Origin of the sequence: Pseudomonas frederiksbergensis (assembly GCF_017114915.1) — a bacterium.
GTDB classification, from domain to species: Bacteria; Pseudomonadota; Gammaproteobacteria; order Pseudomonadales; family Pseudomonadaceae; genus Aquipseudomonas; species Aquipseudomonas frederiksbergensis_I.
Genome location: NZ_JAAUOE010000010.1, coordinates 92,124 through 118,832 on the forward strand (window position 1 = coordinate 92,124; position 26,709 = coordinate 118,832).

At 60.9% G+C, this 26,709-nt stretch carries 19 protein-coding genes and 1 tRNA gene; 11 read left to right on the plus strand and 9 right to left on the minus strand.

Annotation, left to right across the window (positions count from 1 at the left end):
* Position 1: 1 nt before the first annotated feature.
* Genes HCU66_RS10240 through HCU66_RS10255 form a run of 4 tightly spaced genes read right to left on the minus strand, consistent with a single transcriptional unit; the run spans position 2 to position 6,807 of the window.
* A complete protein-coding gene (locus HCU66_RS10240) occupies positions 2–2,416 on the minus strand; it encodes a decarboxylase (RefSeq protein ID WP_205888370.1) in 2,415 nt (804 codons plus the stop codon).
* Positions 2,417–2,441: 25 nt separating this feature from the next.
* A complete protein-coding gene (locus HCU66_RS10245) occupies positions 2,442–3,752 on the minus strand; it encodes an MFS transporter (protein WP_205888371.1) in 1,311 nt (436 codons plus the stop codon).
* A complete protein-coding gene (locus tag HCU66_RS10250) occupies positions 3,749–4,789 on the minus strand; it encodes a methyltransferase (protein ID WP_205888372.1) in 1,041 nt (346 codons plus the stop codon). The genes HCU66_RS10245 and HCU66_RS10250 overlap by 4 nt, the downstream gene beginning before the upstream one ends.
* Positions 4,790–4,815: 26 nt before the next feature.
* Positions 4,816–6,807, minus strand: coding sequence for a TonB-dependent receptor (locus HCU66_RS10255; protein ID WP_205888373.1), 1,992 nt, complete (start codon positions 6,805–6,807; stop codon positions 4,816–4,818).
* A 157-nt stretch (positions 6,808–6,964) separates the two neighbouring features.
* On the opposite strand from HCU66_RS10255, the gene HCU66_RS10260 reads away from it, so the two are divergent.
* The 3 genes from HCU66_RS10260 (at position 6,965) to galE (ending at position 10,216) form a co-directional block, all read left to right on the plus strand.
* Positions 6,965–7,930: a helix-turn-helix domain-containing protein gene (locus HCU66_RS10260; protein ID WP_205888374.1), complete on the plus strand. Its 966-nt coding sequence runs from the start codon at positions 6,965–6,967 to the stop codon at positions 7,928–7,930.
* A gap of 470 nt (positions 7,931–8,400) precedes the next feature.
* Complete coding sequence (gene rfaH, locus HCU66_RS10265) at positions 8,401–8,916, plus strand: transcription/translation regulatory transformer protein RfaH (RefSeq protein ID WP_205888375.1); 516 nt, start codon at positions 8,401–8,403, stop codon at positions 8,914–8,916.
* 235 nt (positions 8,917–9,151) lie between these two features.
* On the plus strand, positions 9,152–10,216 hold the full coding sequence (gene galE, locus HCU66_RS10270) for a UDP-glucose 4-epimerase GalE (protein WP_205888376.1): 1,065 nt from the start codon (positions 9,152–9,154) through the stop codon (positions 10,214–10,216).
* A gap of 13 nt (positions 10,217–10,229) precedes the next feature.
* Here the strand turns inward: galE and HCU66_RS10275 are convergent, their stop codons facing one another.
* A complete protein-coding gene (locus HCU66_RS10275) occupies positions 10,230–11,132 on the minus strand; it encodes a LysR substrate-binding domain-containing protein (RefSeq protein ID WP_205888377.1) in 903 nt (300 codons plus the stop codon).
* Between the two features lie 150 nt (positions 11,133–11,282).
* On the opposite strand from HCU66_RS10275, the gene ydiJ reads away from it, so the two are divergent.
* Positions 11,283–14,336, plus strand: a complete 3,054-nt coding sequence (ydiJ, locus tag HCU66_RS10280; protein ID WP_205888378.1) for a D-2-hydroxyglutarate dehydrogenase YdiJ — start codon at positions 11,283–11,285, stop codon at positions 14,334–14,336.
* A 138-nt stretch (positions 14,337–14,474) separates the two neighbouring features.
* Positions 14,475–16,472, plus strand: a complete 1,998-nt coding sequence (locus HCU66_RS10285) for a peptidase U32 family protein (protein ID WP_205888379.1) — start codon at positions 14,475–14,477, stop codon at positions 16,470–16,472.
* 193 nt (positions 16,473–16,665) lie between these two features.
* Here the strand turns inward: HCU66_RS10285 and HCU66_RS10290 are convergent.
* Positions 16,666–16,740, minus strand: a tRNA-Gln gene (locus HCU66_RS10290).
* Between the two features lie 207 nt (positions 16,741–16,947).
* On the opposite strand from HCU66_RS10290, the gene HCU66_RS10295 reads away from it, so the two are divergent.
* Entirely contained in the window at positions 16,948–18,060 is a 1,113-nt protein-coding gene (locus HCU66_RS10295) for a CapA family protein (protein ID WP_205888380.1), read from the plus strand.
* A gap of 81 nt (positions 18,061–18,141) precedes the next feature.
* On the opposite strand, the gene HCU66_RS10300 is transcribed toward HCU66_RS10295, so the two are convergent.
* Complete coding sequence (locus HCU66_RS10300; RefSeq protein WP_205888445.1) at positions 18,142–18,471, minus strand: hypothetical protein; 330 nt, start codon at positions 18,469–18,471, stop codon at positions 18,142–18,144.
* Between the two features lie 160 nt (positions 18,472–18,631).
* On the opposite strand from HCU66_RS10300, the gene HCU66_RS10305 reads away from it, so the two are divergent.
* Positions 18,632–20,623 (plus strand): metallophosphoesterase, encoded by a 1,992-nt coding sequence (locus tag HCU66_RS10305; RefSeq protein WP_205888381.1) that lies wholly within the window; start codon positions 18,632–18,634, stop codon positions 20,621–20,623.
* A gap of 292 nt (positions 20,624–20,915) precedes the next feature.
* On the opposite strand, the gene HCU66_RS10310 is transcribed toward HCU66_RS10305, so the two are convergent.
* Entirely contained in the window at positions 20,916–23,042 is a 2,127-nt protein-coding gene (locus HCU66_RS10310) for a TonB-dependent siderophore receptor (RefSeq protein WP_205888382.1), read from the minus strand.
* A gap of 122 nt (positions 23,043–23,164) precedes the next feature.
* On the minus strand, positions 23,165–23,377 hold the full coding sequence (locus tag HCU66_RS10315; protein ID WP_205888383.1) for a DUF3079 domain-containing protein: 213 nt from the start codon (positions 23,375–23,377) through the stop codon (positions 23,165–23,167).
* 224 nt (positions 23,378–23,601) lie between these two features.
* On the opposite strand from HCU66_RS10315, the gene HCU66_RS10320 reads away from it, so the two are divergent.
* From HCU66_RS10320 to HCU66_RS10335, 4 genes are read left to right on the plus strand one after another with little or no spacing between them, the layout of a single operon-like run.
* On the plus strand, positions 23,602–24,132 hold the full coding sequence (locus tag HCU66_RS10320; protein ID WP_205888384.1) for an iron transporter: 531 nt from the start codon (positions 23,602–23,604) through the stop codon (positions 24,130–24,132).
* Positions 24,133–24,465 carry a cupredoxin domain-containing protein gene (locus HCU66_RS10325; protein WP_205888385.1) on the plus strand — a complete coding sequence of 111 codons (333 nt, stop codon included), beginning with the start codon at positions 24,133–24,135 and terminating at the stop codon, positions 24,463–24,465.
* 22 nt (positions 24,466–24,487) lie between these two features.
* On the plus strand, positions 24,488–25,342 hold the full coding sequence (locus HCU66_RS10330) for an FTR1 family iron permease (protein ID WP_205888386.1): 855 nt from the start codon (positions 24,488–24,490) through the stop codon (positions 25,340–25,342).
* Positions 25,330–26,709: a 4Fe-4S binding protein gene (locus HCU66_RS10335; protein WP_205888387.1), complete on the plus strand. Its 1,380-nt coding sequence runs from the start codon at positions 25,330–25,332 to the stop codon at positions 26,707–26,709. Before HCU66_RS10330 ends, HCU66_RS10335 begins: the two co-directional genes overlap by 13 nt.

The following is a 26,709-nucleotide window of genomic DNA, read 5'->3' on the forward strand; positions in this document are numbered from 1 at the left end:
CTCATTGACGGTTCCAGGCGGTTTCGGAGACCAGGCTCAAGCCGTCGCCTTCCGAGTTATGGGCCAGTAACACGTCGAAAATATTCAATTGTCCGGGGCGCGTCAGGGCGCCGCGCAGGTGCGCTTCATCGAAGTTCACCAAGCGCTCGCGGTGCAGGCTGATCGGCCCGACGCGCTCCAGTGGTGCCGCCAACGGTGCGGCACTGGTCACCGCAACCTGTTGCGCGCCATGGTGGGCGTAGCGTTTGTCGAGGTAGGTCTGAATCAGCGACAGCAGGCCGTTGGTGAGGTAGAACAGGGTCACGTTGCGCTTCGCCGACCCGGGGTCCTCGGCCAGCCCCTGGGCCAGCCGCGCCTCGATATCCGGCACCAGCGCCCGGGCGCCGTCGCCGACAAACGCCAGGACATTGCCGGTCCCGGTCATGGCGATGTAAGGCAAAGCCATCAGCGCATCGCCCATCAAGGCGCGCCCGTACCAACCGGAAAAACCCGGATCAGTGCGCGGCACGTTGCGCATCGCCGAGATGCCGCAGCGACCGACGTCGTAAACGCCGATATAGCGATAGTCCTGCTGCTCGATCAGTTCGCGCACCAGGTTGCCCAGGCGGCGAAAGAAGTAGTTGGAGGTCATCGGCAGGGTTTCGATGTGGTCCGCCGCCACGCTCTCGCTGGTGGCCGACAGCACCTGGAGCTTGGCGCGACGCAGGGCGAGAATCTGCGGCTCGACCTGCAAGCCCCTTTCGATGTGATCGAGGAACACGTCCAGCGGCACATCCAGCGCCAGGTCGGTAAACGGCGAAAGATGCCGGGGCTCATGGTTGACCTGCACCACCCGCAACTGACGCTTGAGCTTGCCTTCGGAAAACGGCGTGGCGGCCTGGTCCACCTTGCCCTTGAGGAAGAACACGCAATGGCTTTGCGGCCCGTTCAACTCGTGGTCGGTGTGCACGAACTGATAGACCCGTCGGCTGAAACCATACAACGACAACGGCCCCAGGTAGTGCGGCACCGATTTCCCCTCGTGATAAGGGCCGACACTGCCGGGCTGGGTGATGCTGTCGGCCAGGCCGATGGCGCCGCGTTCGGCCAGGGCGTGTACCCGTTGCCGCTGCTGATCACTGAGCTTGCCGCACTGCCAGAGCAGGTGCAGCGGCTGGTGGTTGATCAGATCCAGGGCCTGATCCAGCGCCTCAATCTGAGTGCTGCTGAGAGTGATCCCCGACGTCTTCGGCGGCTCGGGCAGACGCACATCCAGCGGCACCACCGGCCGGGATTCGAGCACGCCTTGAGTGGCCAGGATGAACACCGGTTCGGCCCGTTCGGCGAGCATCGCGAAAGCCTGCTCCAAGCAGGCACCGATCTCCTCGACTTTGCGGATGAACACCTGGCGCAGGCCCTTGGCCTCGATCACCCGACGCCCGTCATTGTCACCGTCATGGGTGCCCTGGAAGGCATACCAGACGCTTTCCGGACTGTCGGCGCAGATAATCAGACCCGGCGCGCCGAGGCGCTTGAGGTTGGCCAGGGTACCGCGAAACTCATCGATCATGCCCGAGGTCACGGTGATCACGTAGGCCCGGCCAAACAGTTGCCAACCGGCCATGGCACTCACCGCCAGGCTGTGTTCGTTGCAGCCACTGAGGCAACGAATGCCCGTGCCGGCGACATTCTGCTGCATGGACTGGATCAACCCGGCCACCATGGAACCGGTGTAGGAATGAAAATCCCATCGCTCCTGCCAACGGCTGCGCATAAAGCGCGTCACTTCGGTGGCCAGACTCACCGACAGCAGCGGGCCGCTGATGGAGCGCGCCAGCAGGCGGTTGAAGTGGGCATGTTCCAGGTGATCGAGGACGATGCGCAACAAGTCCGCGCGCCGCGCCACACGGTCCTCCCCCGCCACCCGCAGATGACGATTGCCACCGATGCGGTTCATCCACTGCGGCAAGGCCGACAAGCTGCAATACAACAAGGCCGAATGGGGTGACAGGCGCGAGTTGGGCGCGGCGGCGATCAATTCGTCGAAAGGGTCTGCGACACCCGCCTCTGCTTGCTCGCCAAGGTCGAGAATGAACAGCTCGCTCGACAGTTGCGGGCCGAGGTGGCGCAACCGCGATTGCGCCGCCTCGACTGAATCGAAGGTCATCAACCACAGATCGGGCAGCCCCGCGGCATTCGCCGCGCTACCTTGAAGATAGCTCTGGGCCTGGACCATCAAGGTTTCCAGCACCGCTTCGCTGCGAGGCCGTGACCCCAGGGCCCGGTGCATGTCTTCGCAGCCTCCGATCGTCAGTGGCCAGTCAGCGGCGGTGGCAGGTGGCTGCAAGCCGGCCTGCAACTGCTCGATGACAAAGGTCACATCCTCGATCAGAGGCTCAGCCTGGGTAACCAGACAGATACCTAAGGTTGCCTTCATGGACTCATCCTTACTCAAGTCAGACTTACGATTGAATGGCTCGCCGCTGAGGGCCATGGCCCTCAGCTCGAACCGGACGGGGCGCCAACCGCCTTGTTGGCGCCTCCTTGTGAAGACCGGCCGTGGCCACCGCGATCGAACGCCGGGCAGCCAAAGCCAGTGCACAAACCAAAAACATCGCCAGGGACAGACCGGCCAGCATTCCCAGATGACCGCTGTGGTCGAGCAGCACCCCGGCAGCGATTGGCACCAGCAGGCGCGTCAGCACGAACAGGCTGGCTTGCAGCCCGTAGTCGGCGGCCTGCCGATGTTCGCGGGAGAACAACATCATCAAGGCGAAGACCAGTGTCGACACCGCGCCCATGGCCGTGGCCAGCACAAAAGCCGCGGCCACCAGCCAGGCCATCCCCGCCTGCAACCCCACCGCCGCGGTCAGCGCCAGCAGGGCAAACAAGGCCCAGACCATAAACAGTGGAATCGCCCGCCCCGGCCCCAGGCGCTGAATCAAGCGACCACCCAGCACACTGGCCAGAGCCCCCACCACGCCGCCGCCAACACCGGCAATCAAAGCCACTTGCTGCGCGGCCATGCCCTGATCCAGCAGCAAAGGCTTGAGGTACAGCCAGGCGGCGCCGACAAAGGGAAAGCTGCTCAGCAGTAGCCAGGTCCACAGTCGTGCACCGGGCTGGCGGAAATAGCCCGACCAGTCGGCCAGTGAGGGGCTGGCCGGCGCAGGCGTTGCACCCTCGACGCAGCCTTCGCGCAGCCAGGCCAGGGGCAGCAACGCCAGCAGCAGTCCGGCGGCCATCAGCAGAAACGGCGCCTGCCAGCCCCAGCGGTTGTGCACCAGCAACATCACGCCGGCGCCGACGATGGCGCCGAGAAACAGCGCCGCCGAGCGGATGCTGCCCGCGCGAATCCGCTCGGACTCGGGCAGCAACTTGATCGCCAGGGCATTGACCGGAATGTCCGCCCAGGTCGCCAGCACCCCGGCGGCGAACGCCAGGCCGAACAGGTACCCGCGAGGGGCCGTGATCGCCTGCTGGCTGACCACCACCAGCAACAGCGCCAGCAACAGGCACAGCACCAGCGCCCAGATCCGGTAATGCCCGCGCTCGAAGCGAAAACGCTGCACGGGCAACGCCAGCAGGAATTTGAACACCGCCGGTAAACCGGCCAACTGGAACAGGCCGATATCAGTGCCGGACCAGCCGTGCTCGCGCATCACCAGTGGCAACCCGAGCAGCAGGTAGATGCTCGGCACCGCCAGCACAAAACTCAGCCAGCCAAAGAGCAATTGCAGACGCCAGGCGCCGGCGTCGACCTGGCGATTCACGAGGCACTCCGACGCGCCACCAGCACCGACACCGGTGCCACGGCGAAAGCCACTTCGGGGTAACTGTCGATAGTGACGAAACCGGCCTGCTGCAAGGCGTCGCCCAAACCGCCGGCAGGGGTCACCTGGCGCCCGAGCATCTGCATCGACAGGTAATAAGGCATGACCCGCCGAGCGTGCGCCGGGTCTGCGGGGATTTCCGCATGGGCGCTGACCAACACCCCGCCCGGGCGCAGCGCCGCATGGATCTTGGCCAGGGTCGCGGCCATGTCCGGGACGAAATGCAGCACCGAGGAGCACCAGATCAGGTCGTAGCCCTCGCCGATCGGATCGCTCGCCAGATCACCGCCGCGCACGTCCAGCCGTCCTTCGAGGCCGGCCTGGCGAATGTTGTCCGCCGCCACCGTCACGGTCTGGGCAAAGTCGAACACCTCGCCGGTGAGCATCGGGTTATCCCGGGCCAGGGCAATGGCCACCAGCCCCGGGCCACCACCCAGATCAAGCATGCGCCGCGCAGTGGAGAACTCCGGCACCTGGGCCATCAGGCGCAACGCCATATCCACGGTGACCGCCCGTTGTTCCTGGGCGATTTGCAAGCGCGCCGCCGTGGTCCAGTTGTCGATGGTGGTCGCCACATTCGGCGCCTGGCCGCTGAGCTGGCCGCTGCGTACCTGGTCGCCGAGCTGGCTGCCGAAATGCCGCAAGCCGCGCAGGCGAAAGGTCCAGGCGTCACCGCAATAGTCTGGCGCGTCGGCCCGCAAATAATCGCTGGCCACCGCGGTGTTGCGGTAGTGGGCCGGCTGACGATCGTCGCGCTCCAGCAGCTCCATGCTCCACAACGCCTCCAGCCAGTAGCCGGTATTGGCTGGGTCGAGCTGTAATTGCCGGGCAATCGCCAGGGCCGTGACTGGCACTTGCAGCAGGTTGAACAGTTTCCAGTCCAGGGCGATGCGCAGGGCATCGGCGCGTACCGCCGCCAGGGTCAGATCCCAGTAAGGTTGCAGGGGATGAGGGGTTGCCAGGTTGATTGCGTTCATGGTTCGCAGCTCACTATTTTCATCATTCACAGTTCGTAGCTGACCCGCAGGCCGATCTCCCGCGGCGGGCTGTAGACCCGGGCGGTGCCATTCAAGTAGCCGACGGCGTCGTAGCGCTTGTCTGCGGCGTTTTTCACGTAAGCGCTAATGCCGTAGTGGCTGAAGTCGTAACCGGCATTCAGGTCGATCAGGCCGTAGCCTCCACGGCTGTACTGGTTGGCCGAGTCCAGGTAAGTCTTGCCAACGGCACTGATACCGCCCTGGACATACCAGCCTGCGGGCGCGTCATAGCGCAGGCTGAGGTGGCCGGTGAAGTCCGGCGCGTAGGGGTTGTGGTTGCCCTGGTAGTCGTTGCTGCCTTCGTTGAAGCGCTCGAAACGGGTGCGGTTCAGGCCCACCGCGCTGACCACCCGCCAGTTCTCGGCGAACAGGTATTCGGCTTCCAGGTCGAGCCCGGTGGAGTGCGCCGAGGCAGCGTTGGTGATGTACACCACGCCTGGCTGGATGATCTGCTGCACCTGCATGTCACGGACGTCCATCCAGTACAGCGCCGCCGAGTAGCGCAGGCGTTTGTCGTCGAGCCAGCCCTTGGCCCCGATCTCGTAGGTTTTGACTTTTTCCGGGTCGTAGCCAGGGTAATTGGCGGCACTGGAAAAGGCGTTGAAACCACCGGCGCGGAATCCTTCGGCGTAACTGCCATAGAGATACGACTCGGGCTGCCATTCGTATTGCAGCGCCGCCTTGGGGGTGAAGCGCTGCCATTTAGCGCTCTGGCGGCTGCCGACCGCCGGGTCGATATGCACTTTGTCCTGCTCGGCCCGGGCACCGAGCGTCAGCGTCCAGCGCTCGGCCAGGGGCATCACCCATTGGCCGAACAGCGCCGTGGTATTGCCGCCCAATTGCACATCGGTGCGGGTCAGGCTCAGGGGCAGCTTCTGTTCATAAGACAGGTCGTGATCGTCGCGGTCGGCATAGGCACCGAGCAGCCACTGGTTGTCGCGCCACTGGCCTTCCAGGCGAAACTCCTGGGACAGGGTGTTCAGGTGAAAGTCGCGGCCCAGGTGGAACAGGTCTGCCGGCATGAAATCGGTGTCCTGCCGGACCCGGTCGTAGAAGTCATTGCGCGCGGTGATCGAGCGCAGCTTCAGACCGGAATCGAATTCATGCAGCACATCCAGAGACAGGCTGCGGCCGCTGGAATGGTTCCAGCTTGAAGTGCCGGAACGCACCTCGCGTCGTGAAGTGTTCACCGCGCCCCACTGCGAACCACCGTCGCGATAATCCTGGCGGCTGTAGCGCAGGTTGACGTCCGTGGCCAGACCCGGGGTCCAGCGCAGGACCGTCCTTGCACTGTGCCGCTCACGATCATCGGCTTGGCCGCCGCGATAGGCGTTGTCGATAAAGCCGTCCTGCTCCAGCCATTGCCCGGACACGCCGGCATAGAGGGTGTCCAGCACCAGGGCGGTGCTGGCATCGGCGCTCAGGGTGCGCTGGTCGCGACTGCCGCCACCGGCTTCGATGCGGGCGTAAGGCTCGGCGCCGGGCTGGCGGGTATGAATGCTCAAGACCCCGGCTTCGGCATTGCGGCCGTAGAGGGTCGACTGGGGCCCACGCAGGATCTCGATGCGCTCCACCCCCAGCAAGTTGTGATCAAAGCCCTGCGCCATCAGGGTCGGCACGCCGTCCACTAGCATCAGCATCGAAGACGAAAACGCCGTGGGGCTGGAGGTCAGGCCGCGCACCACCGGCAGGTTGGTGCCAGACTGGCCGAAGGGTTGAAAGGTGAACCCGGGGGTGACCCTGGCAAGGCGTTGCAGATCATCGATGGCGCCCTTGCGCAGGTCTTCGCCGTTGAGCACCGACAGGCTGGCCGGGACCTGCTCCTGTTGCTGCTCGATCTTGTTCGCCGTGACAATGACCGACGGCAGTTCGGTCTGCGCGATTGCAGTCGTCGCCCCACTCACCCAGCAGCCAACAAACAGCGTATAACCGCTGGCTTTCAACACATGCATGCTCATTGCTTTCCCCATCAATGAATCAGCGCGCTGCCGTCCGGAGATGGCAGTTGACTTGGAAACATGTTATTCATTAATGCGAATGCTTATCATGTGTGTACGTATGGATTCTGGATCAATCCATATGCGAGCCGCAGTCAAATCAAGGAGGACAGTAAAAGTGGCGGTCTTACAGAGGATTTCCCAGTCGTATCGAGTCGCGTCAACGCACTCGCGGCTGGTCAGCAACGACACCTGTGGCTGGATGCGCCAGCAATTGCCGCAAGAGTTGGGCGAGTGTTATTCCGAACGCTTGTGCCTGGATGAAGACTTGATGGTGGTGCGCTCGCGCTACCGCCCCACGCGCAACCTGATCGAGGAAACCGTCAGCCCGCACAACCGTCATATGCTGGTGATCACCTTCGGCATGCAGGGCGACTCCGGGTACAAGGGCGCCGACGGTTCGGCGGTATCATTTCGCGCCGGCTACACCACCATCACCTCGTTCCAGCTGAGCCTCGGCGAGCGCTGCTACGAAGCCGGGGCAACGGTGTCCCAACTGCGGTTGCTGATCGGCGAAAACATGCTCAACAAATACATTGGCGAGCAGCGCACCCGCCAGTTACTGGGCAACGGCAACGTCCGCCAACTGGCGTTCCAGAAGACCTCGGCGGCCAGCGCCAGCCACGCCACCGCCCTGACCCGCTACCTCAATCAGGGGGTGACCGGAACGCTGGAGATGCACATTCACACCCTGAGCCTGCTCTCCGAACAGTTGAAACTGCTGAGCCCCGAGGTTAGCGGCGACAGCACGCAGTTCAGCGCGGTCGACATCGAGAAACTCGACCGCGCCCGGGACATCATGATCGAGCAGATGGACCAGCCGCTGACCATCCCCTATCTGTGCGCCGCGGTCGGGCTCAATGAGTTCAAACTCAAGGAAGGCCTGCACTATCGATTCAACTCCACTCCCCACCGCATGCTGCACGAGATCCGCATGCGCAAGGCCTACACCCTGCTCGAAAGCGGTTGCCAAGTGGCCCAGGCGGCCTATCAGGTGGGCTACAAGTTCCCCAACAATTTCAGCGCGGCCTTTACCCGGTTTTTCGGCAAGCCCCCCAAATCGGTATTCGGCAAACGCCGCTGAGCAATCAGCGGCGCACTGCCCTCCATGAACCCAAACCACGCCCCAACGTAAATCCTTATAAATCATTTTAAAAACAATCAGTTGGAACCACTGAATAGATTATTGGACAGAAGGCTGTATTTTTGACGAGGGACATTTGACAGGTCGCCTTGAGTGATCAATACATAACAGAGTCGACACCTGATTAAGGTGAGCACGCAAGTTAGTGGATATCCGTTACCACCAGCATTTAAGGCTCACGATCGAAAGTACTTGTTTTTAAAGGGCCGAAGGTTCGGACCATGCGGTAGCCTTGACTTGGATTCGGCCCTTACTGTTACTTGTGCATTACATGCTTCATCATTGATACATCGTTTTAAAAACTTAACACTTTCGCGTCCCCACGTTCTCAATAGCGTTGGCGGCAAGTGTGATGACATCGCTGAGGCGCGAACAGGCATGCTTAAACCAACGCTACGGAGCTTGCCAGTATGCTGACGAGTACCCACGTTTCTAACTGGTATCTTTTGCAATGCAAGCCACGTCAGGACGAACGGGCACAAATCAATTTATTGCGACAAAACTATGTTATTTTTTGCCCGCAAATCGTTAGCCAGCGCTTGATTCGTGGTAAACCCCATCAATCCTTTGAATCTCTCTTTCCCGGGTATCTGTTCATTCAGCTGAGCCGAGACGACAAGTGGGCGCCTTTGCGTTCTACCCGTGGTGTCAGCCGCATCGTCGATTTCAATCATGGCCCGGCACTGGTCCCGGACGATGTCATCGAGCATCTGCGTAGCCGCTGTTTTAAACCACCGCATGCCCACCCACCGCTCAAGCCCGGCGATACATTGCAAATAACCCGAGGACCGCTATCGACCCTCGAAGGTATTTTCCTGACCCTGTTAGGGGACGAGCGAGTCATGATCCTGCTTCACTTTCTAAATAGAGAACAGCAGATCCGTATTCCATTGACTGATATTGAACAACCACGATCGCAATTATAAATCTGGCGATCTGTTTTCTTTAGCAGTGCGCTTAATTATTAATTCATTTAACGCCCACTCCATTTGATCTGACGCTTCACGCCTAAGCCTGTTACTGCCAACTTCTTTGTTAATTAACCGTACCCTGGAGAGTTATTATTTAAGTGAGCTCGAAGCACTTCCCCACACAACATACCTCCCGCACGGATCGCGCTCCCTACCTTGTGCAGTCGCCTTGAGACAGGAACGCTCTATCATGGGAAAAACCACGTTGATAACTGGCGGGGCCGGCTACATCGGCTCCCATACCACCCTGGCCCTGATCAACGCCGGCAAAAAGGTGTTGGTGCTCGATAACCTGTGCAACAGCTGCCGGGAATCGCTTGTGCGTCTGGAGTATTTGACCCGCACACGGGTCGACTTCATTGAAGGCGATATTCGCAATACGAACCTGCTCGACGATATTTTCAGCCGCTACGACATTGATGCCGTGGTGCACTTTGCCGGCCTCAAATCCGTGGAGGAAAGCGTTCGAAAACCGCTGGATTATTACGCCAACAATGTTGTCGGTACGCTCAATCTCTGCCATGCCATGGCGCGATCCGAGGTCTTCAAGCTGGTGTTCAGCTCGTCGGCCATGGTGTATGGCACCCCCCGGCAGATACCGATCATCGAAGACCTGGGCACAGGCAAACCGATCAATCCCTATGGTCGCACCAAGCTCCTGATCGAAGAGTTGCTTACCGACCTGTGCCTGTCCGATCCGCAGTGGCGGATCGCGGTGTTGCGCTACTTCAACCCGATTGGTGCTCACGAAAGCGGGCTGATCGGGGAAAACCCCAATGGCAGGCCCAACAACCTGCTGCCTTGCCTGACACGGGTCGCGATGAGGCAAGTGCCCGAACTCATGGTGTATGGCGGCGACTATCCCACTGCCGACGGAACGTGTGTGCGCGATTACGTCCATGTGGTCGACCTTGCCGATGGCCATCTCAAAGCGTTGCAGGCGTTGCAGAGCAGAAACGGCATCCATGCCTGGAACCTGGGAACAGGCATCGGCTACAGCGTGCTGCAGATCATCCGCAGCTTCGAGGACATGACCGGTATCACCATCCCCTTGCGGTTCGCGCCACGCCGCGCCGGCGATATCGCCGAATGCTGGGCCGACCCCAGCAAGGCGGAGCGTGATCTGGGCTGGTATGCACAGCGCGACTTGATGCAGATGATCATCGACACCTGGCGATGGCAGATGCGTAATCCGCATGGGTACCGCTCCCAACCCGGATTGCTGGCGTCGATTGCGTTAAAGCAGTGGGTGTGAGCGGCAGCGAGATTCAGCGCCCGGGCAACGGCAAGCCCAGCAGCCATTCTCTGAAAGCGACCAGAGAAGGCAGGTTCTGATACCGCTGTTGATACCCCAGGTAATAGCTTCGGTCGCTGCTGACGGGCTCGAACAGTTCGATCAGGTCGCCGTTATCAATCTCGTCCTGTACCAGGATTCGAGGCACAAGGCCTACACCAATCCCGGCGACGACTGCCTGGATCAAATGAGAGGTGAGTTCGAAACTCGGCCCCTGGCGCATGGCCCTGTGGTCCAGCCCCTTTTTTTCGAACCACTCCGACCAGGCGTGGGGTCGGGTCACGACACTGAGCAACGCATGTTTGGCAATCTCGATCGGCTGTATCGACGCTTGCGCGGACACGACCTCGGGACTGGCAATCACAATCAGTTCTTCGGATACCAGTTCATGAGTGATGTAGCCAGGCCAGTTACCGGCACCCGCGAAGATAATGGCGTTCATCTCGCTGGCTGCCGACGACAAGTCGGAATGAACGATACGCGAGTGGATATGCACCTGAATGCCCGGGTGCGCAGCATAGAAATTCTTCAGGCGTGGCAATAGCCATTTCGAGCCAAACGTCGGCAGTACCGCCAGGTGCAGCGTGCCGCTCTGAGAATTGAAGGCGATGGTTTGCAAGGTCGCGCTACGAATACGGCTCAGTGCAGCGGCCAATTCATGCTGATACAACGCACCGGCCGCGGTCAGTTCGATGCGTCTGCCTTCGCGCTTGAACAGCGCAACCTCCAACAATGACTCCAGGGTTTGCACCTGCCGGCTGACGGCACTCTGGGTCAGCGCCAGTTCATCGGCCGCCCGGGTGAAACTGCAATGTCGAGCGGCGGCTTCAAAAGCGACCAGCAACGACATGGAGGGGGTAAGTTTTCGCGGGTTCATTCATAAAGCTCATGCTAATGCTGCAGCAATTACGTTTGTTTAAAGGCCTGGAATGAGCAAAATCTAGCACAACCGCTCAAACCGGGTGCCTGAATGATGCGCCCTGCATGCATCTTCTGAATACAACAATTTCCCTCAGGAACACGTGCCGTGATTGCCCTTTTAAACACCGATGATCAACAAACTGCGCATTGCGAGCAGTTCCTGAGGGTTCTCAAGCAGGAGGGTTTTCGCGGAGAAATCGTCAAGGATCACGGTTCGCGAACCGTATTGGCCACCGATAACTCGATTTACCAGCGCTTGCCCCAGGCCGCCGTTTTCCCGATGGATACCGCCGATGTCCAGTTACTCGCCCGCCTGGCCGCACAGCCCGGGCACCGGCACATTGTGCTGACACCCCGGGGTGGCGGAACAGGCACCAACGGCCAATCGCTGACAAACGGGATCGTCGTCGATCTGTCGCGGCACATGAACACCATCCTCGACATCAACGTCGAGGAGCGCTGGGTGCGCGTGCAAAGTGGCGTGGTGAAGGATCAGTTGAACGCGGCGCTGAAACCCTATGGCCTGTTCTTCGCGCCAGAATTGTCGACCTCCAACCGGGCGACTGTCGGTGGAATGATCAATACCGACGCCAGCGGGCAAGGCAGTTGCACGTATGGCAAAACGCGGGATCACGTCATTGAACTGTCCACGGTGCTGCTGGGCGGGAATCTGCTTCACAGCCAGGCCTTGGATGACAAGCGCCTCAAAGACGAAACGGCGCGCACTGATCGCATTGGTGAGGTTTACCGCTGCGCCAGCGGGATTTCGCACAGCCAGTCGCAATTGATTGCGACCACCTTCCCCAAACTCAACCGCTGCCTGACGGGCTACGACCTGGCCCATCTGCAAGAGGCCGATGGGCGCTTCAATCTCAACAGTGTGTTATGCGGCTCGGAAGGCTCGCTGGGTTTCGTGGTCGAGGCCAGGCTGAACGTCTTGCCGATTCCCCGGCATTCGATCCTGGTCAACGTGCGTTACGCAGGATTCATGGATGCGTTGCGAGACGCCAAGGCGCTCATGGCCCTTCATCCGTTGTCTATCGAGACCGTGGACTCCAAAGTCCTGATGCTGGCGATGAAAGACATCGTCTGGCACGGTGTGGCCGAATACTTTCCGGCAGACCCTGGCACGCCAACGCTGGGGATCAACCTGATCGAATTCAGCGGCGACGATCTCACGGTGCTTGAGCAGCAGGTTCATGCTTTTGTCGAGCACCTGCAAACGGACACTTCGGTGCTGCGCCTGGGCCATACGCTGGCGAGCGGCGCCGAAGCGGTAAAGCGCATTTATGCGATGCGCAAACGCGCCGTCGGTTTGCTCGGCAACGTTCAGGGCGAGGCCCGACCGCAGCCGTTTGTCGAGGATACAGCCGTGCCACCGGAGAACCTGGCGGATTTCATTCTGGCGTTCCGGGCGCTGCTTGACAGTTACGGGCTTGAGTACGGCATGTTTGGCCATGTGGATGCCGGCGTGTTGCACGTCCGGCCGATCCTGGACATGAAAGACCCCGTTCAAGCCGCGTTGATCCGTCCGATCTCCGATGCCGTGGCGGCATTGACGCGCCAGCATGGCGGGCTGCTGTGGGGCGAACATGGCAAGGGCCTGCGCTCTCAATATGTGCCGGATTACTTCGGCGATCTTTACCCGTCGCTGCAAGCGCTCAAAGCCGCGTTCGATCCGTTCAATCAATTGAACCCCGGCAAGATAGCGACGCCGTCGTCCATTCCGACAGCACAGTTGACCCGAGTGGACGAGGTCGAACTCAGGGGCGCGTTCGACCGTACCATCGATGAACGGGTGTGGCGCAGCTACGAGAGCGCCGTTCACTGCAACGGCAACGGCGCCTGCTACAACTTCGACCCGGACGACGCCATGTGCCCGTCCTGGAAGGCAACGCGCAACCGAATCCACTCGCCCAAAGGTCGCGCGTCATTGATTCGCGAATGGCTGCGCCTGCAGGGCGAGCAAGGCCTGAATGTGCTGGAGGTGAGCAAACGCATTCGCACCTCCAGCCACCTGGCCGGTTTTGTCCGTCGAGCCAAAAACACAGTGGCCATGAAGTGGGGGCAACGGGATTTCTCTCACGAAGTTTATGACGCCATGGCGGGCTGCCTGGCCTGCAAATCCTGCGCGGGCCAGTGCCCGGTGAAGGTCAACGTCCCCGAGTTCCGCTCGCGTTTTCTGGAGCTTTACCATGGACGCTACCTGCGCCCGTTGAAGGACTACCTGATCGGCTCCCTGGAGTTCAGCATCCCGTGGCTCGCACGTTTCCCATCGCTGTACAACGCCATCATGAGTGCCAGACCCACCCGCTATGTGCTTGAGCGTGTGGTGGGCATGGTCGACAGTCCGCTGCTGAGCAGGCTGGATTTCCAGGCGGTGTGTGAGCGCTGGAACGTTCGCATCGCCACGACGCAGCGCCTGGAGGCTTTGACGGCCGAGCAGCGCCAGCGCAGTGTGATTCTGGTCCAGGATGCATTCACCCGTTACTTCGAAACCCCCGTGGCGGCAGACTGGATTGAACTGATCGCCAGGCTGGGTTATCAGGTCTACCTCGCGCCGTTTGCGCCCAATGGCAAGCCGTTGCAGGTGCAGGGTTTCCTGGGAGCGTTCGAGCGCGCCGCTCGTTTCAACGCGCAATCACTGCGCACGTTGCAGCAGTACGGTGTGCCGCTGGTGGGACTGGATCCGGCGATGACCCTGGTGTATCGCCAGGAATACAGCAAGACGCTGGACGGTGAAGACACACCGACCGTGGTCCTGCCTCAGGAATGGCTGGCTACCGCCCTGCCCCGGCAAGCGGCGGAACCTGGCGCTGAGGTCTATCAATTTCTCCCCCACTGCACTGAAAAAACCAATGAGCCGGCCAGTGTCGCTCTATGGCAACAGGTATTCGAGCGGATGGGGCTCAAGCTTGAGGTATTGGCGAGCGGCTGTTGCGGGATGTCGGGGACCTATGGGCACGAAACTCGGAACGTCCAGACCTCCGCGGTCATCTACGGTCAGTCCTGGCAGCCGCTGGTGGCGAAGTTCGGCGTTACCGGTCGGTTGGTAGCCGATGGTTATTCGTGTCGAAGCCAGGTTAAACGGCTGGACGGCCAGGTTGTGTTGCATCCGCTGCAGGCGCTTCTCGGCCATATGAAAGCGATGGAGGCCTAGCCGCCGAGGCCCCGAGGCCACGGCTTTATCCGGCGGCCCTGCGCGGCAGCGGTCGCCACCGGGCAGCCTACGCGTGCCGGCCGAGCGTTTCGCCGCTACAATGCGCGCCTCGACCGTGACAAGCCCGATTAAAAAAATATGTCCTTGCCCAAACATCATCTGGAACTGCTCAGCCCCGCCCGCGATGTGGCCATTGCCCGCGAAGCCATCCTGCACGGCGCCGACGCGGTGTACATCGGCGGCCCGAGCTTCGGCGCCCGCCACAACGCCTGCAACGAGGTGAGCGATATCGCCCAATTGGTGGAGTTCGCCCGTCGCTACCACGCCCGGGTCTTCACCACTATCAACACGATCCTGCACGACAACGAGCTGGAGCCGGCCCGCAAGCTGATTCATCAGCTGTACGACGCCGGCGTCGACGCGCTGATCGTCCAGGACCTGGGCGTGATGGAGCTGGACATTCCGCCGATCGAGCTGCACGCCAGCACCCAGACCGACATCCGCACCCTGGCGCGGGCGAAGTTCCTCGATCAGGCCGGTTTCTCGCAACTGGTACTGGCCCGCGAGCTGAACCTGCAGGAAATCCGCGCCATCGCCGACGAGACCGACGCGGCCATCGAATTCTTCATCCACGGCGCGCTGTGCGTGGCGTTCTCCGGCCAGTGCAACATCTCCCACGCGCAGACCGGCCGCAGCGCCAACCGGGGCGACTGCTCCCAGGCTTGCCGCCTGCCGTACACCCTCAAGGACGAAAAAGGCGGTGTGATCGCTTACGAAAAACACCTGCTGTCGATGAAGGACAACAACCAGAGCGCCAACATCCGCGCACTGGTGGAAGCCGGCGTGCGCTCGTTCAAGATCGAGGGACGCTACAAGGACATGGGCTATGTGAAGAACATCACCGCCTTCTATCGCCAGCGCCTGGATGACGTCCTCGAAGACCGCCCGGACCTGGCCCGCGCTTCCAGCGGCCGCACCGCGCACTTCTTCCTGCCCGATCCGGACAAGACCTTCCACCGCGGCAGCACCGACTACTTCGTCAGCGAGCGCAAGATCGACATCGGCGCCTTCGATTCGCCGACCTTCACCGGTCTGCCCGTGGGCGTGGTGGAGAAAGTCGGCAAACGCGACCTGCTGGTGGTCACCCACGAACCGCTGTCCAACGGCGACGGCCTCAATGTGCTGGTCAAGCGCGAAGTGGTGGGCTGGCGCACCAACATTGCCGAGCCCAAGGGCGAGTTCGAAGAGGACGGCGAAAAACGCTACCGCTACCGCGTCGAGCCCAACGAAATGCCGAAGGGGCTGCACCAGTTGCGGCCGAACCACCCGCTGAGCCGCAACCTCGACCACAACTGGCAGCAGGCTCTGCTCAAGACCTCCGCCGAGCGCCGGGTGGGTGTGGCCTGGGTCGCTCGCCTGCGCGAGGATCGCCTGGAACTGACCGCCACCAGCGAGGAAGGCGTCAGCGTCAGCGTCGCCCTGGACGGTCCATTCGGTCTGGCCAACAAGCCGGAACAGGCCCTGGAGCAATTGCACGACCTGCTCGGCCAACTGGGCACCACTCAGTACCACGCCACCGCGATCGAACTGGATGCACCCCAGGCGTACTTCATCCCCAACTCGCAGCTCAAGGCCTTGCGCCGCGAAGTCATCGAAGCGCTGACCACGGCCCGCATCGAAGCCCACCCTCGTGGTGGTCGCAAGGCCGAGACCAATCCGCCACCGGTGTACCCGGAGTCGCACCTGTCATTCCTGGCCAACGTCTACAACCAGAAAGCCCGGGACTTCTATCACCGTCACGGGGTCAAGCTGATCGATGCGGCCTATGAGGCTCACGAGGAAACCGGCGAGGTGCCGGTGATGATCACCAAGCACTGCCTGCGTTTCTCCTTCAACCTCTGCCCCAAGCAGGCCAAAGGCGTCACCGGCGTGCGCACCAAGGTTGCGCCGATGCAACTGGTGCACGGTGACGAAGTGCTGACGCTGAAGTTCGACTGCAAGCCCTGCGAGATGCACGTGATCGGCAAGATGAAGGGCCACATCCTTGATCTGCCGCAACCGGGCAGCGTGCAGCCGGTTGTCGGCCACATCAGCCCTGAAGACTTGCTCAAGACCATCCCTCGCGCGCCCCACTGAGTGACGGGCGAGCGCGCCGCTACGGCGCCGCGTTCGCCAGTCGGCTGAATGTTAAAGGCGTCACTGAAAGGGTATGCAACCGACACAAAAAAACGCCAGGCCGGATCGGCGTTGGCGTTTTTCGTAAAGACAATCATCCTGAACTCATGCAATGCCTGCCGGCGGAGTCATATCTGGATGATTATAAGGAAAATGGCAGGGGCGGCTGGATTCGAACCAACGCATGGCAGGATCAAAACCTGCTGCCTTACCGCTTGGCGACGCCCCTGTATCTGTTGCGACGAGTGCCTGGCACTCTCTTTCTGATTTTGCAGCTTGCGAGCAATATCGAGCTGCTGCGTCCTTGCACTGCAAGCCCTGTAAGGGCCTCTGCAAGAACGGGCGGAAATTTATCAGCTTTTGTTTCGTCCGGGAAGCCCAGAACCAAATATTTTTGTTTTAAAACAGACGCTTGCTGTTGATCCTGGAGGGTGCCATGGCAACTGTTAGCGATACGTTGAAGTTGTTTCTCACCGGCGATGTCATGACCGCCCGCGGCATCGACGCGGTTCTGCCGCATCCTGGCGATCCGCGGCTTTACGAAGACTACGTCAAGAAAGCCGGCGATTACGTCCGGCTGGCAGAACGGCTCAATGGCCCGCTTCCCCGCCCGGTCGATTTCGCCTATGTCTGGGGCGTTGCCCTGGATGAGTTCGAACGTCGCCAGCCACACGCACGCATCATCAACCTGGAAACAGCGGTGTCGCGCCGTGGGCGTCCGGAGCCAAAGGGCATCAATTACCGCATGAACCCGGAGAATTTCCCGGCGATCAGCGCCGCCGGCATCGACTGCTGCGTGCTGTCCAACAACCACGTGCTGGACTGGGGGGTAGCCGGCCTGGCCGATACGCTGGCCACCCTGGCGAGCAACGGCATGCGCAGCGCTGGTGCCGGGCACAACCGGCAAGCTGCCGAGGCGCCCGCCGTGCTGCTACAGCCTGGTGGGCAGCGCTTGCTGGTGTTTGGCCTCGGTGCACCTGACAGCGGCATTCCACCGGAATGGGCCGCCACGGACAAGCGCGCGGGCGTCGCACGATTGAAAGATCTGTCGATGCAAAGCCTGCGCCCTGTGGCCGAACGGATTCTCCAGTACAAAAAAACCGGGGATCGGGTGGTCGCCTCCATTCACTGGGGCGGCAACTGGGGATTCGAAATCCCGCGCGAGCAAGTCCGGTTCGCCCATGCCTTGATCGACGAGGCCGGCGTTGACGTGGTGCATGGGCATTCCTCGCACCACATCAAAGGCATCGAGGTGTACCGCGAACGCCTGATTCTCTATGGCTGCGGTGATCTGCTGAACGATTACGAAGGCATCGAGGGCCACACAACCTATCGCGGCGACCTGGGGTTTCTGTACTTTGCCTCGCTGGACCCGGGTGGACGCCTGCAGACGCTGGAGCTGACCCCCACTCGCCTGCATCGCTTTCGCCTCTGTCACGCCGAAGGGGATGACCGCCAATGGCTGCACGATACCCTTTCTCGCGAGTGCGCACGTTTGGGCAGCAGCCTCCAGCCGGGCACGCAAAATGCTTTCGAGTTGCGTTGGTAGGCTTTTTCGTTTCTGCGTCGCTTTTGCATTTTTGTGCGACAGATCGTACTTCAGGTACTCCCGTACCACTCCATCATGGTGTTAGTTTGCAAAAACTTCTGTCTCATCGATCAGATATTTTTCACCAACAACCTGCAAAGGAATGCCCCCAGCGATGGACTTTTCACTCAAGCACCTGGCCGCGACAACCCTGATGCTGGCCAGTCTTTCGTCGTTCACCACCTCAGCGCACGCCAACATCACCCCCGCAACAGAGCCCATGAGCTGCCCAACGGCGTGCAGTTCGGTTTGGCCAGGCCCGAGCTCAAGTACACCGGCCACAACGACAACGCGTTCAAGACCGTCGACCAGTTCCTGCCGGACCTGCAGATCGTGACCGAGATGATGGCCGCGTAGGGCAATTGCCGACACTCTGATCCCCCTTTCGGACCCGCCGTTCTGGCGAGTCCATCGTTTTGATCGTCTTGCCATGAGCCGGCGGCTATCGCACAACTGGCCTATTCTGAATCTGCCGACAAGGCGTCAAACCCTTCCGGCTTACCGGACTCTTTACAGCAATGGAGGCTAGGCGATGAAGGAGCAATCGATTGAGTTCCGCCCTGGAGATGAGCACTTTGGCAAGGGGCACCTTGGCGAGGGGCACTCTGCGCCCCTCTCCACGACCCATTGCGCCAAATCCTCCACGTCCAATAGCCGCATCGAGCTTTACACCCAGGAGCCGATGGTCAATTGGCTAGGCCCGTTTCAGCTCATGCGCACGGGCTTGCAATCGGCCGCAGCCACCACGATGGGGGCCTTTGCGGACCCACGCGACGTGCTGGCCATGCTCAACCCTCGGGACTCCAACCCCCCCCTCCAGGTAGCTGGCGACGGTGACGTGTGGATCGACTATCTGGCCGATACCGGCGATGGCTGGGACTCCACCTATTCCATGGCGCTGTGCGTCAGCCAGGATGTCAAGTTGCCGGAGCTCACGCTGCCGCGCGGCGACGTGTTGCTGCTCGGCGGCGATCAGGTCTATCCCACACCGGCCCAATCCGGTTATCGCACTCACTTCCTGGACCCCTTCCGCGCCGCCTTTCCCGCGCCGGTCCCCAAGGTTCGCCCCAATGAGCAGGACCAGCCCGTGCCGCAGCCGGGTGCACCGTGGATGGTGGCGACGCCCGGCAACCACGATTGGTATGACGGCCTGCGCGGATTCTCCCAACTGTTTTGCGAGCAGAAGCCCATCGGCGGCTGGGAAACCCGCCAGCACACCAGTTACTACGTGCTGCAGTTGCCCAATGGCTGGTGGGTCTGGGGCCTGGACCTGCAGTTGGAGTCAATGATCGACCGACAACAGAAGCAGTACTTCGAAGAGATGCGCGCCAAGCTGCAGCCAGGCGACCGTGTGATCCTCTGTACGCCCGAGCCGAGCTGGGTGGACGAAGCCGAACGACTCGCACGCGTGGGGAACAAGACCCTGCCCTCGATCGAGACCCAGACCCTGCGCTTCAGCAGCCTGCGCGAGATCGAGCAGCTCTTGGGTGACCATCTGGCGGTGGTCCTGGCCGGGGACTCGCACCACTACGCGCGCTACCAGCCAAAAGCCGGCACCCAGGCGCCGCAACGCATCACCTGCGGAGGCGGTGGCGCCTTCCTGCATGGTACGCATCAGCTTCCAGATCCGCCCAAGCCGATCAACGTCGGCGGAACCCGGCAGCACTACGAGCTGGCCGCTGCCTACCCGGACAAAAAGACTTCCGAACAGCTGCGTAATCGGGCCTGGCGGCTACCCACCCACAACCTCTCGTTCTGCGGCATGCTGGCCATCTTGTACCTGCTGTTCGACTGGATGGTGCAAAGCGCCAGCAAGGTGCCCCACCTGGCGCGCGATAACCGCAGCCTGATGGAGGTGTTGTCTAGTCTCGAAGTGTCTATTCCCAACATCCCCGAGGTTTGGCGACAACTGGTCCTGGTCCTGGCACACAGCCCTTCGTCGGTGATGTTCGCCGTGGCCATTATGCTGGGCTGCGCCGTGCTCTCAGCCGCCGGGGTCAAGCGCACCCGAAAGCTTGCCTACGGCATCGGCGCCGTTCACGGGCTGCTTCACCTGGGACTGGCGATCGGTCTGCTGTGGCTCATGGGCCGTATCAACATCCACTACTTGCAGTTCGAAGTAGAAAATCTGCTTCAGGTCTTGTTGTTCCTCGTTGGGACACTGATGCTCGGTGGTATTTTTGGGGGCCTGCTATTCGGTGCGTGGATGGTCATGGCCAACACTTTATGGGGGCTACATAGCGAGGTGGTTTTTTCCTCGCAACGCATCGCCGACCACAAATGCTTCCTGCGCATGCACTTCAAAGACGACAAACTCACCCTTTACCCGCTCAAGTTGGAGAAGGTCTGCCGGCGCTGGTCGGTGGCCTCGGGAGTTGCCAAACTGACGAAAATACAGCGCACCTGGAGGTTGCGGGCAACGCCTGAAAGCACTGGCCCGCGCTTCGTGCCCGCCTCGGGCGAGCTCGAACTGCGGCTGATCGAGCCGCCCATCGAGATTCTGCGTGCAGGAACCACCCCATGAGTTCGAGCCGCCTCCCAGCCGGCTCGAGGAACGGAACGACGAGCGATGGTGTCAGGTGTATTAGGCACCGTCGTATCGCAATCCTGTTGAGGCAGAGAGGTGGTTTCCATGAACAATATTATCTACATCGTCGGGGCAGTTGTGATCGTCCTGGTTATTCTGTCGTTTGTCGGTCTTGCATAGCCTTCGCTAATAGACGCAGAACCTGTAGGAGCGTGGCTTGCCCGCGAAGAATGCACCGCGTTTTTTTCAGGTACTACGCGTCATCGTTCTTCGCGGGCAAGCCTCGCTCCTACAGCGTGTAAGAAATACCAACCTGAACCGTTCTCGGCTCACCGGGGTAGGCATAGACATTGCCGAAAGCGCCTTCTTCATAGTCACGATCGAACAGGTTCTTCACATCGAGATTAAGCCTGACCTTGTCGTTGACCTTGTAGAAACCAAGCAGGTCGACGACGGTGTAGCTGCCCATCGAAAACGCCGTGTTGGCGGTCTGGCCCGCACGTTCATCGACGTATTTACCCCCCACGCCCAAGCCCAGCCCTTTGAACGTGCCGTCCTGGAACTCGTAGACGTTGAGCAGGCTGAAGCTGTTCCGCGGAATGTTCATCAGCCGGGCTCCCGACTGGATCACATTGTCCTTGGTGACCTCGGCATCGACATAGGCATAGCCGCCAATCACCCGCCATTCCGGGGTCAGATTGCCTGCCACGTTCAGATCAAAGCCACGACTGCGCACCTCGCCAGCCGCGACACTGAATGTAGAGTCCACCGGGTCAGTGGTGAGGACATTGCGTTTTTCGATCTGGTAGATCGCCGCGTCAACACTCAACTGGCGATCCAGGGCTTCCCATTTGATACCCATCTCATAAGACTTGCCCTTTTCCGGCTCAAAGCCGCCGCCCTGACGGCTAGCCCCGGTATTGGGCTTGAAAGAGCGTGCGGCATCGGCATACACCGCCACCGTATCGGTCAGGTCGTAAATCACCCCAAGACGCGGCGTCACCGCGTTGTCGCTCGCGGCCCAGCTTCTGCCACCCGGTACGAAGGTTTCATAGTCGTGCTCGAAGCGCTCGAAGCGGGCGCCGGCCAAAACCTTCAAACGTTCGGTCAACGCCACCTGATCCTGAACGAAGGCGGCGTATGTCTTGAGGTTTTCCTTGTCGTTGGTCGGGGTCCGGGTCAGGGCCGGACGAGGTTGGCCATACACCGGATTGAACAGGTCGATCGAATAGGCGCCGACCGCGCCGCTGGAGCGCTGGATGATGGACTTGTAGTCATAATCCTCGTACTCGACACCGGTCAGCAGCGTGTGATCGAAGCCGCCCGTGGAGAAATGCCCGGTGAGGTTCAGTTGAGTGTCTTTGTCTGTCCACTCCAACTTGCGGTAGCTGAAGTTACGACCCAGCGTGCGCCCGTCAGCGGCGACACCATTGGCTTCAACCGCGTTGCCCTGCAAGGTGCCATCGAGCCATTGAAAACCACCACCCAATGTCCAGTTATCGCTCAGCAGGTGCTCGAACCGCAGCTGCGCCATGTTGTTGTCGTTGTGTAATTTGCCCGCGTCTTTTTCACCGAAGAAGGTGTCACGAGACGCTGTGCCAATCTGATTCGGATAGCGCGTCACACCGCGATCCAGCGGGTGATTGTTGCGCATGAAGTCGCCCTCGAAAATCACTTTGGTGGTGTCGTTGGCCTGCCAGGAAATCACCGGCGCCACACCATAACGTTCGGTTTCGACATGATCACGGAAGGTGTCCCCGCCCTCGCCCACCACATTCAGGCGATACGCCAGGCGGCCCTCTTCGTCGAGCGGGCCAGAGGCATCCAGCGTGCCGCGCTTCATGCCCTGGTCATCCAGTTGGCTGCCCAGCGTGACCGTGCGCTCTGCCAGCGGCTGTTTGGAGACAACGTTGAAGGTGCCACCGGGATCGCCCCGGCCATAGAGCAGGGTCGCCGGGCCGCGCAGCACTTCCAGCCGCTCGATGGTGTTGGCGTCAGGCATGTTCGGATAACCACGGTTGATCGGAAAACCGTTGCGATAAAACTCTCCGGTGGTGAATCCGCGCACCGTAAAAGTGGTCAGCCCCTGACCACCGAAGTTGTTCGCCCGCCCCACTCCACCGGCGTAGTCAAGTGCGTCTTGAAGGCGGGTTGCACCGATGTCCTCTACCACGTCCCGGGACACCACGCTGATGGACTGTGGTGTTTCGTGAATCGCCGTGTCGGTTCGCGTCGCACTGGCCGACCGCGTTGCGTGATACCCCTGCACCGGCCCTTGAGCTGTTTCATAGTCCGTCGTACCGATGATGTCGGTCGCTTGCAACTCCAGACTGGCCTTTTCCGTAGCGGCTTGCTCAGCCCATGTAAAAGGAGAAAACGCCTGAAGCACACAGAGAGAAAGCAGGGTACGACGCATTGATGATGAACCTTGGTGAAGAAGCCAAATGGGACGGCATACGTGCCAACAAATTGCGGCGCATGATACATCACACCATTAGCCTTTGATACGTATTCGCATTTGATATCTTCACTCTGTCTCTATCTGCCATCCTCCGACGCCTTGTCTGTCGTGATGACCGCCTCACTGCCCCCGTCGCCAGACAGATGCCAATCCTCTCCAAACAACTCCGCCGGATGCATCGTGCGCTCGGAACCATTGCCGCAAGCAAGGGACTTCGCCGGACAATAGCGGTCGCATCCCCAACAGATCCGCTCGGGGTGCCTGGGGTTGACGGGGAAGTGCTTGGCCATGCCGATCTCCTATCATTGAGTGGCGTACTTCCAACCTACAGTCCCCGAACAACGCCGGCCTTGATACCTGTCAAGAATCGACTGCGCTCCCCCTGCGCAATGGCGAGCGTGCCCAACGCAACGAGCCATCGGTTTAATTGCTCGAAACTTGATAACAATCATTATTGTTCGCAGCAAAGCTTTCTAGACTCGGGCTCCTACTCGTCAGTGCTCAGGAAGTTCTCATGCGTACCCCTTTTTCGTTGTCACTCGCCCTGCTCTTGCTCACCCCGCTGGCTCACGCCAAGGAATACCCAATCGGGGAACCCCAACTGTGTCCGGGGCTGGAAGTCGGGGCGGTGTATCTGCAACCGATCGAAATGGCACCTGCCGGGATGATGCGCGCCACTGCGGATTCCGACGTGCATCTGGAAGCCGACATTCGGGCCACTGCGGACAATCGACAGGGCTTCCAGGAAGGCAGTTTCGTGCCTTACCTCACTGTCTCTTTCAACTTGAAAAGAGCAGGTAACCCCGACGAAATCAAAGGTGACTTCCATGCCATGGTCGCCAACGACGGCCCGCACTATGGCAATAACGTCAAGCTGCTGGGCCCCGGAAAATATCAGCTGACGTTCACCGTTCTGCCGCCCGGCGGTCATGGTTCCCTCGGACGCCACACCGATAAGGAAACCGGTGTCGCCCCCTGGTTCGAACGCTGCGAACTGCACTACGAGTTCATCTACGCCGGCATCGGCAAAAAAGGCGGCTATTGAATGAAGCGTTTGCGCATTGCCTGGCTGATGCTTGCCGCAGCGGTTGTGCCATTGACGGCTCATGCCCAGTTACCCAGCTATGAACTGAGCCTTCGCGATGGCCACTTCACGCCCGCCTTGCTGGAGGTGCCGGCCGGACAGCGCTTCAAAATCGTTCTGAAGAACGTCGGTCAAGGTCCGGCCGAGTTCGAGAGCACGCCGTTGCGGGTGGAAAAAGTCCTGTCGCCGGGGGTGACGACCTTCGTGGTCATTCACCCCTTGAGGCCCGGACACTACCCGTTTTTCGACGAGTTCAATCCGCAATTGCCCGAGGGCGGCATCCTCGCGAAATAACCGGCCAGCGCACGGAGCTTCCATGAATCAATCAATGTTTATCGTCTGGCGTGAAAGCGTCGAGGCGTTGCTGGTGATCGGCATTCTCCAGGCCTGGGGCAGCCAGCAAGGCCAAGGTCATCGTTTGCTCAGATACCTGTGGGCCGGTGTGGCACTGGGGTTGATGCTCTCGGGTCTGCTGGCGGTGTTGATCCTGTTTGCCGGTGAAACCATGAGCGGCTCGGCCAGTGAATGGTTCCAGGCCGCACTCGCGCTGGTGGCCAGCCTGTTGATGGTGCAGATGGTGGGCTGGATGCACCGTCACGGGCGCACCCTCAACCACGATTTGCGGCGACACGCCGATCGCCACCTGGCCCGACAAGGTGGCGCCGGTCTATTGCTGCTGGCAATGCTCGCGATCAGCCGCGAAGGCAGCGAAACGGTGGTCTTTCTCTATGGCGCCGGGGCGCGACTGCGAGGTCCGCAGCTGGGTTTGTTTGCCGTCGGCGGCGTATTGGGGCTGGTGCTGTCGGCGCTGACCGTTACGTTGCTGCACAGCAGTCGCCGACTCCTTTCATGGCAACGATTCTTTGCCATCAGCGAAGTCATCTTGCTCATGCTCGGCGCGGCGTTGCTGGTCAGCGGCACCGAGCGGATCAGCGGCCAACTGCTCGCCCTGGATGTGCCGGACGTGGTTTACAGCCTTGTTGGCGAAGCGCTGTGGGACAGCAGCGGGTGGCTGAGCGACAGCCATGGATTGGGTGGTTTCCTGGCCGGTTTTGCCGGTTATCGCGCGACGCCCAGCGGCATGACCTTGCTGGTGTGGGGCGGTTACTGGCTGGTTGTCGGCGGTTGGCTACGGCAACGCACTGTGGAAAATGTCCCATGCCTGAACTGAGCCGGCGCAATCGATGGCTCCAGCATCTGGGTGACGGGATGCGTCGCCATGCGTCCGTCATCCGTGCGCTGCAATGGGCTGTCGTAGTGTTTTACGCGGTGCTGTTGGTGACCCCGGCGCTGTTGCCGCTGCCGGACAGCCAGGCCCGGCTACTCGACGACCTGACCTTGCTCGCGCAGTTTCTATTCTGGGGGATCTGGTGGCCGTTCGTGTTGCTGTCGATGGTGTTCTTCGGCCGGCTCTGGTGTGGCGTTCTGTGCCCGGAAGGTTCTCTCAGCGAATGGGCCAGCCATTACGGTAAAGGCCTGGGTGTGCCGCGCTGGGTGCGCTGGGGCGGTTGGCCCACCTTGGCGTTTTGCCTGACGACTCTCTACGGCCAGTTGATCAGCGTCTATGACTACGCCCAGGCCGCGCTGTTGATTCTGGGCGGTTCAACCGTTGCTGCCGTCATCGTCGGGTTGTTATTCGCCCGGGGCAAGCGGGTCTGGTGCCGTTACCTGTGCCCAGTCAGCGGCGTTTTCGCCCTGCTCGCCCGGCTGGCCCCTGTGCACTTTCAGGTCGATGAACAACGCTGGATGGAAAATGCCGCACCCCGCCTGCCGCCGCCCAACTGCGCGCCCCTGCTCGATATCCGCCGCCTGCAAGGCGCCAGCGATTGCCATGCCTGTGGACGCTGCAGCGGGCAACGTGGTGCCGTTCAACTGATCGCCCGCTCCAGCAATCAGGAGATTGTTCACGCGACAGCGCAGACACTGTCCCCGTGGGATACACGCTTGCTGCTGTTCGGCGTGATCGGCTTGGCCATGGGCGCGTTTCAGTGGACGGTCAGCCCATGGTTTGTCGCCCTCAAACAGCACCTGGCCCAGTGGCTGGTCGAACACGACCAGCTCTGGGCTTTGCAGGACAATGCCCCCTGGTGGCTGCTCACCCATTACCCGCAACTCAACGACAGCTTCAGTTGGCTCGACGGTTTCAGCATCGTCGCGTACTTGGGTTTGAGTTCGCTCGTGCTCGGCACAGCGTTGATGCTGCTCCTGCGTCTGACAGCCCGCCTGGCGCAAGACCGCACACTGTATGGGCCTCTGGCGCTGACACTCACGCCCCTGGGGGGTGCCGGGCTGTTTCTCGGGCTGTCGGCCACCACCGTCAAATTGCTGCGTTATGAAGGTTTGCTGCTCGAATGGGTGCAACCCGCCAGGGCCTGTCTGTTATTGGCCGCAATGGGCTGGAGCCTGCTACTGGGCTGGAAACGGCTGAGCCGCGAAAATCTTTCCCTGATGCGTCGCGGGTCAGCCATCACTTGCCTGCTACTGGCCCAAGGCATGGTGGGATTGGGCTGGTGGTTGCAGTTCTGGGGCTGGGCTTGA

Excerpts from the sequence above, each read along its gene's own strand:
- HCU66_RS10240 (WP_205888370.1), bottom strand. The coding sequence starts at position 2,416 with ATGAAGGCAACCTTAGGTATCTGTCTGGTTACCCAGGCTGAGCCTCTG.
- HCU66_RS10250 (WP_205888372.1), bottom strand. The coding sequence starts at position 4,789 with ATGAACGCAATCAACCTGGCAACCCCTCATCCCCTGCAACCTTACTGG.
- HCU66_RS10255 (WP_205888373.1), bottom strand. The coding sequence starts at position 6,807 with ATGAGCATGCATGTGTTGAAAGCCAGCGGTTATACGCTGTTTGTTGGC.
- rfaH (WP_205888375.1), top strand. The coding sequence starts at position 8,401 with ATGCTGACGAGTACCCACGTTTCTAACTGGTATCTTTTGCAATGCAAG.
- galE (WP_205888376.1), top strand. The coding sequence starts at position 9,152 with ATGGGAAAAACCACGTTGATAACTGGCGGGGCCGGCTACATCGGCTCC.
- HCU66_RS10275 (WP_205888377.1), bottom strand. The coding sequence starts at position 11,132 with ATGAACCCGCGAAAACTTACCCCCTCCATGTCGTTGCTGGTCGCTTTT.
- HCU66_RS10285 (WP_205888379.1), top strand. The coding sequence starts at position 14,475 with ATGTCCTTGCCCAAACATCATCTGGAACTGCTCAGCCCCGCCCGCGAT.
- HCU66_RS10295 (WP_205888380.1), top strand. The coding sequence starts at position 16,948 with ATGGCAACTGTTAGCGATACGTTGAAGTTGTTTCTCACCGGCGATGTC.
- HCU66_RS10305 (WP_205888381.1), top strand. The coding sequence starts at position 18,632 with ATGAAGGAGCAATCGATTGAGTTCCGCCCTGGAGATGAGCACTTTGGC.
- HCU66_RS10310 (WP_205888382.1), bottom strand. The coding sequence starts at position 23,042 with ATGCGTCGTACCCTGCTTTCTCTCTGTGTGCTTCAGGCGTTTTCTCCT.
- HCU66_RS10315 (WP_205888383.1), bottom strand. The coding sequence starts at position 23,377 with ATGGCCAAGCACTTCCCCGTCAACCCCAGGCACCCCGAGCGGATCTGT.
- HCU66_RS10320 (WP_205888384.1), top strand. The coding sequence starts at position 23,602 with ATGCGTACCCCTTTTTCGTTGTCACTCGCCCTGCTCTTGCTCACCCCG.
- HCU66_RS10325 (WP_205888385.1), top strand. The coding sequence starts at position 24,133 with ATGAAGCGTTTGCGCATTGCCTGGCTGATGCTTGCCGCAGCGGTTGTG.
- HCU66_RS10330 (WP_205888386.1), top strand. The coding sequence starts at position 24,488 with ATGAATCAATCAATGTTTATCGTCTGGCGTGAAAGCGTCGAGGCGTTG.
- HCU66_RS10335 (WP_205888387.1), top strand. The coding sequence starts at position 25,330 with ATGCCTGAACTGAGCCGGCGCAATCGATGGCTCCAGCATCTGGGTGAC.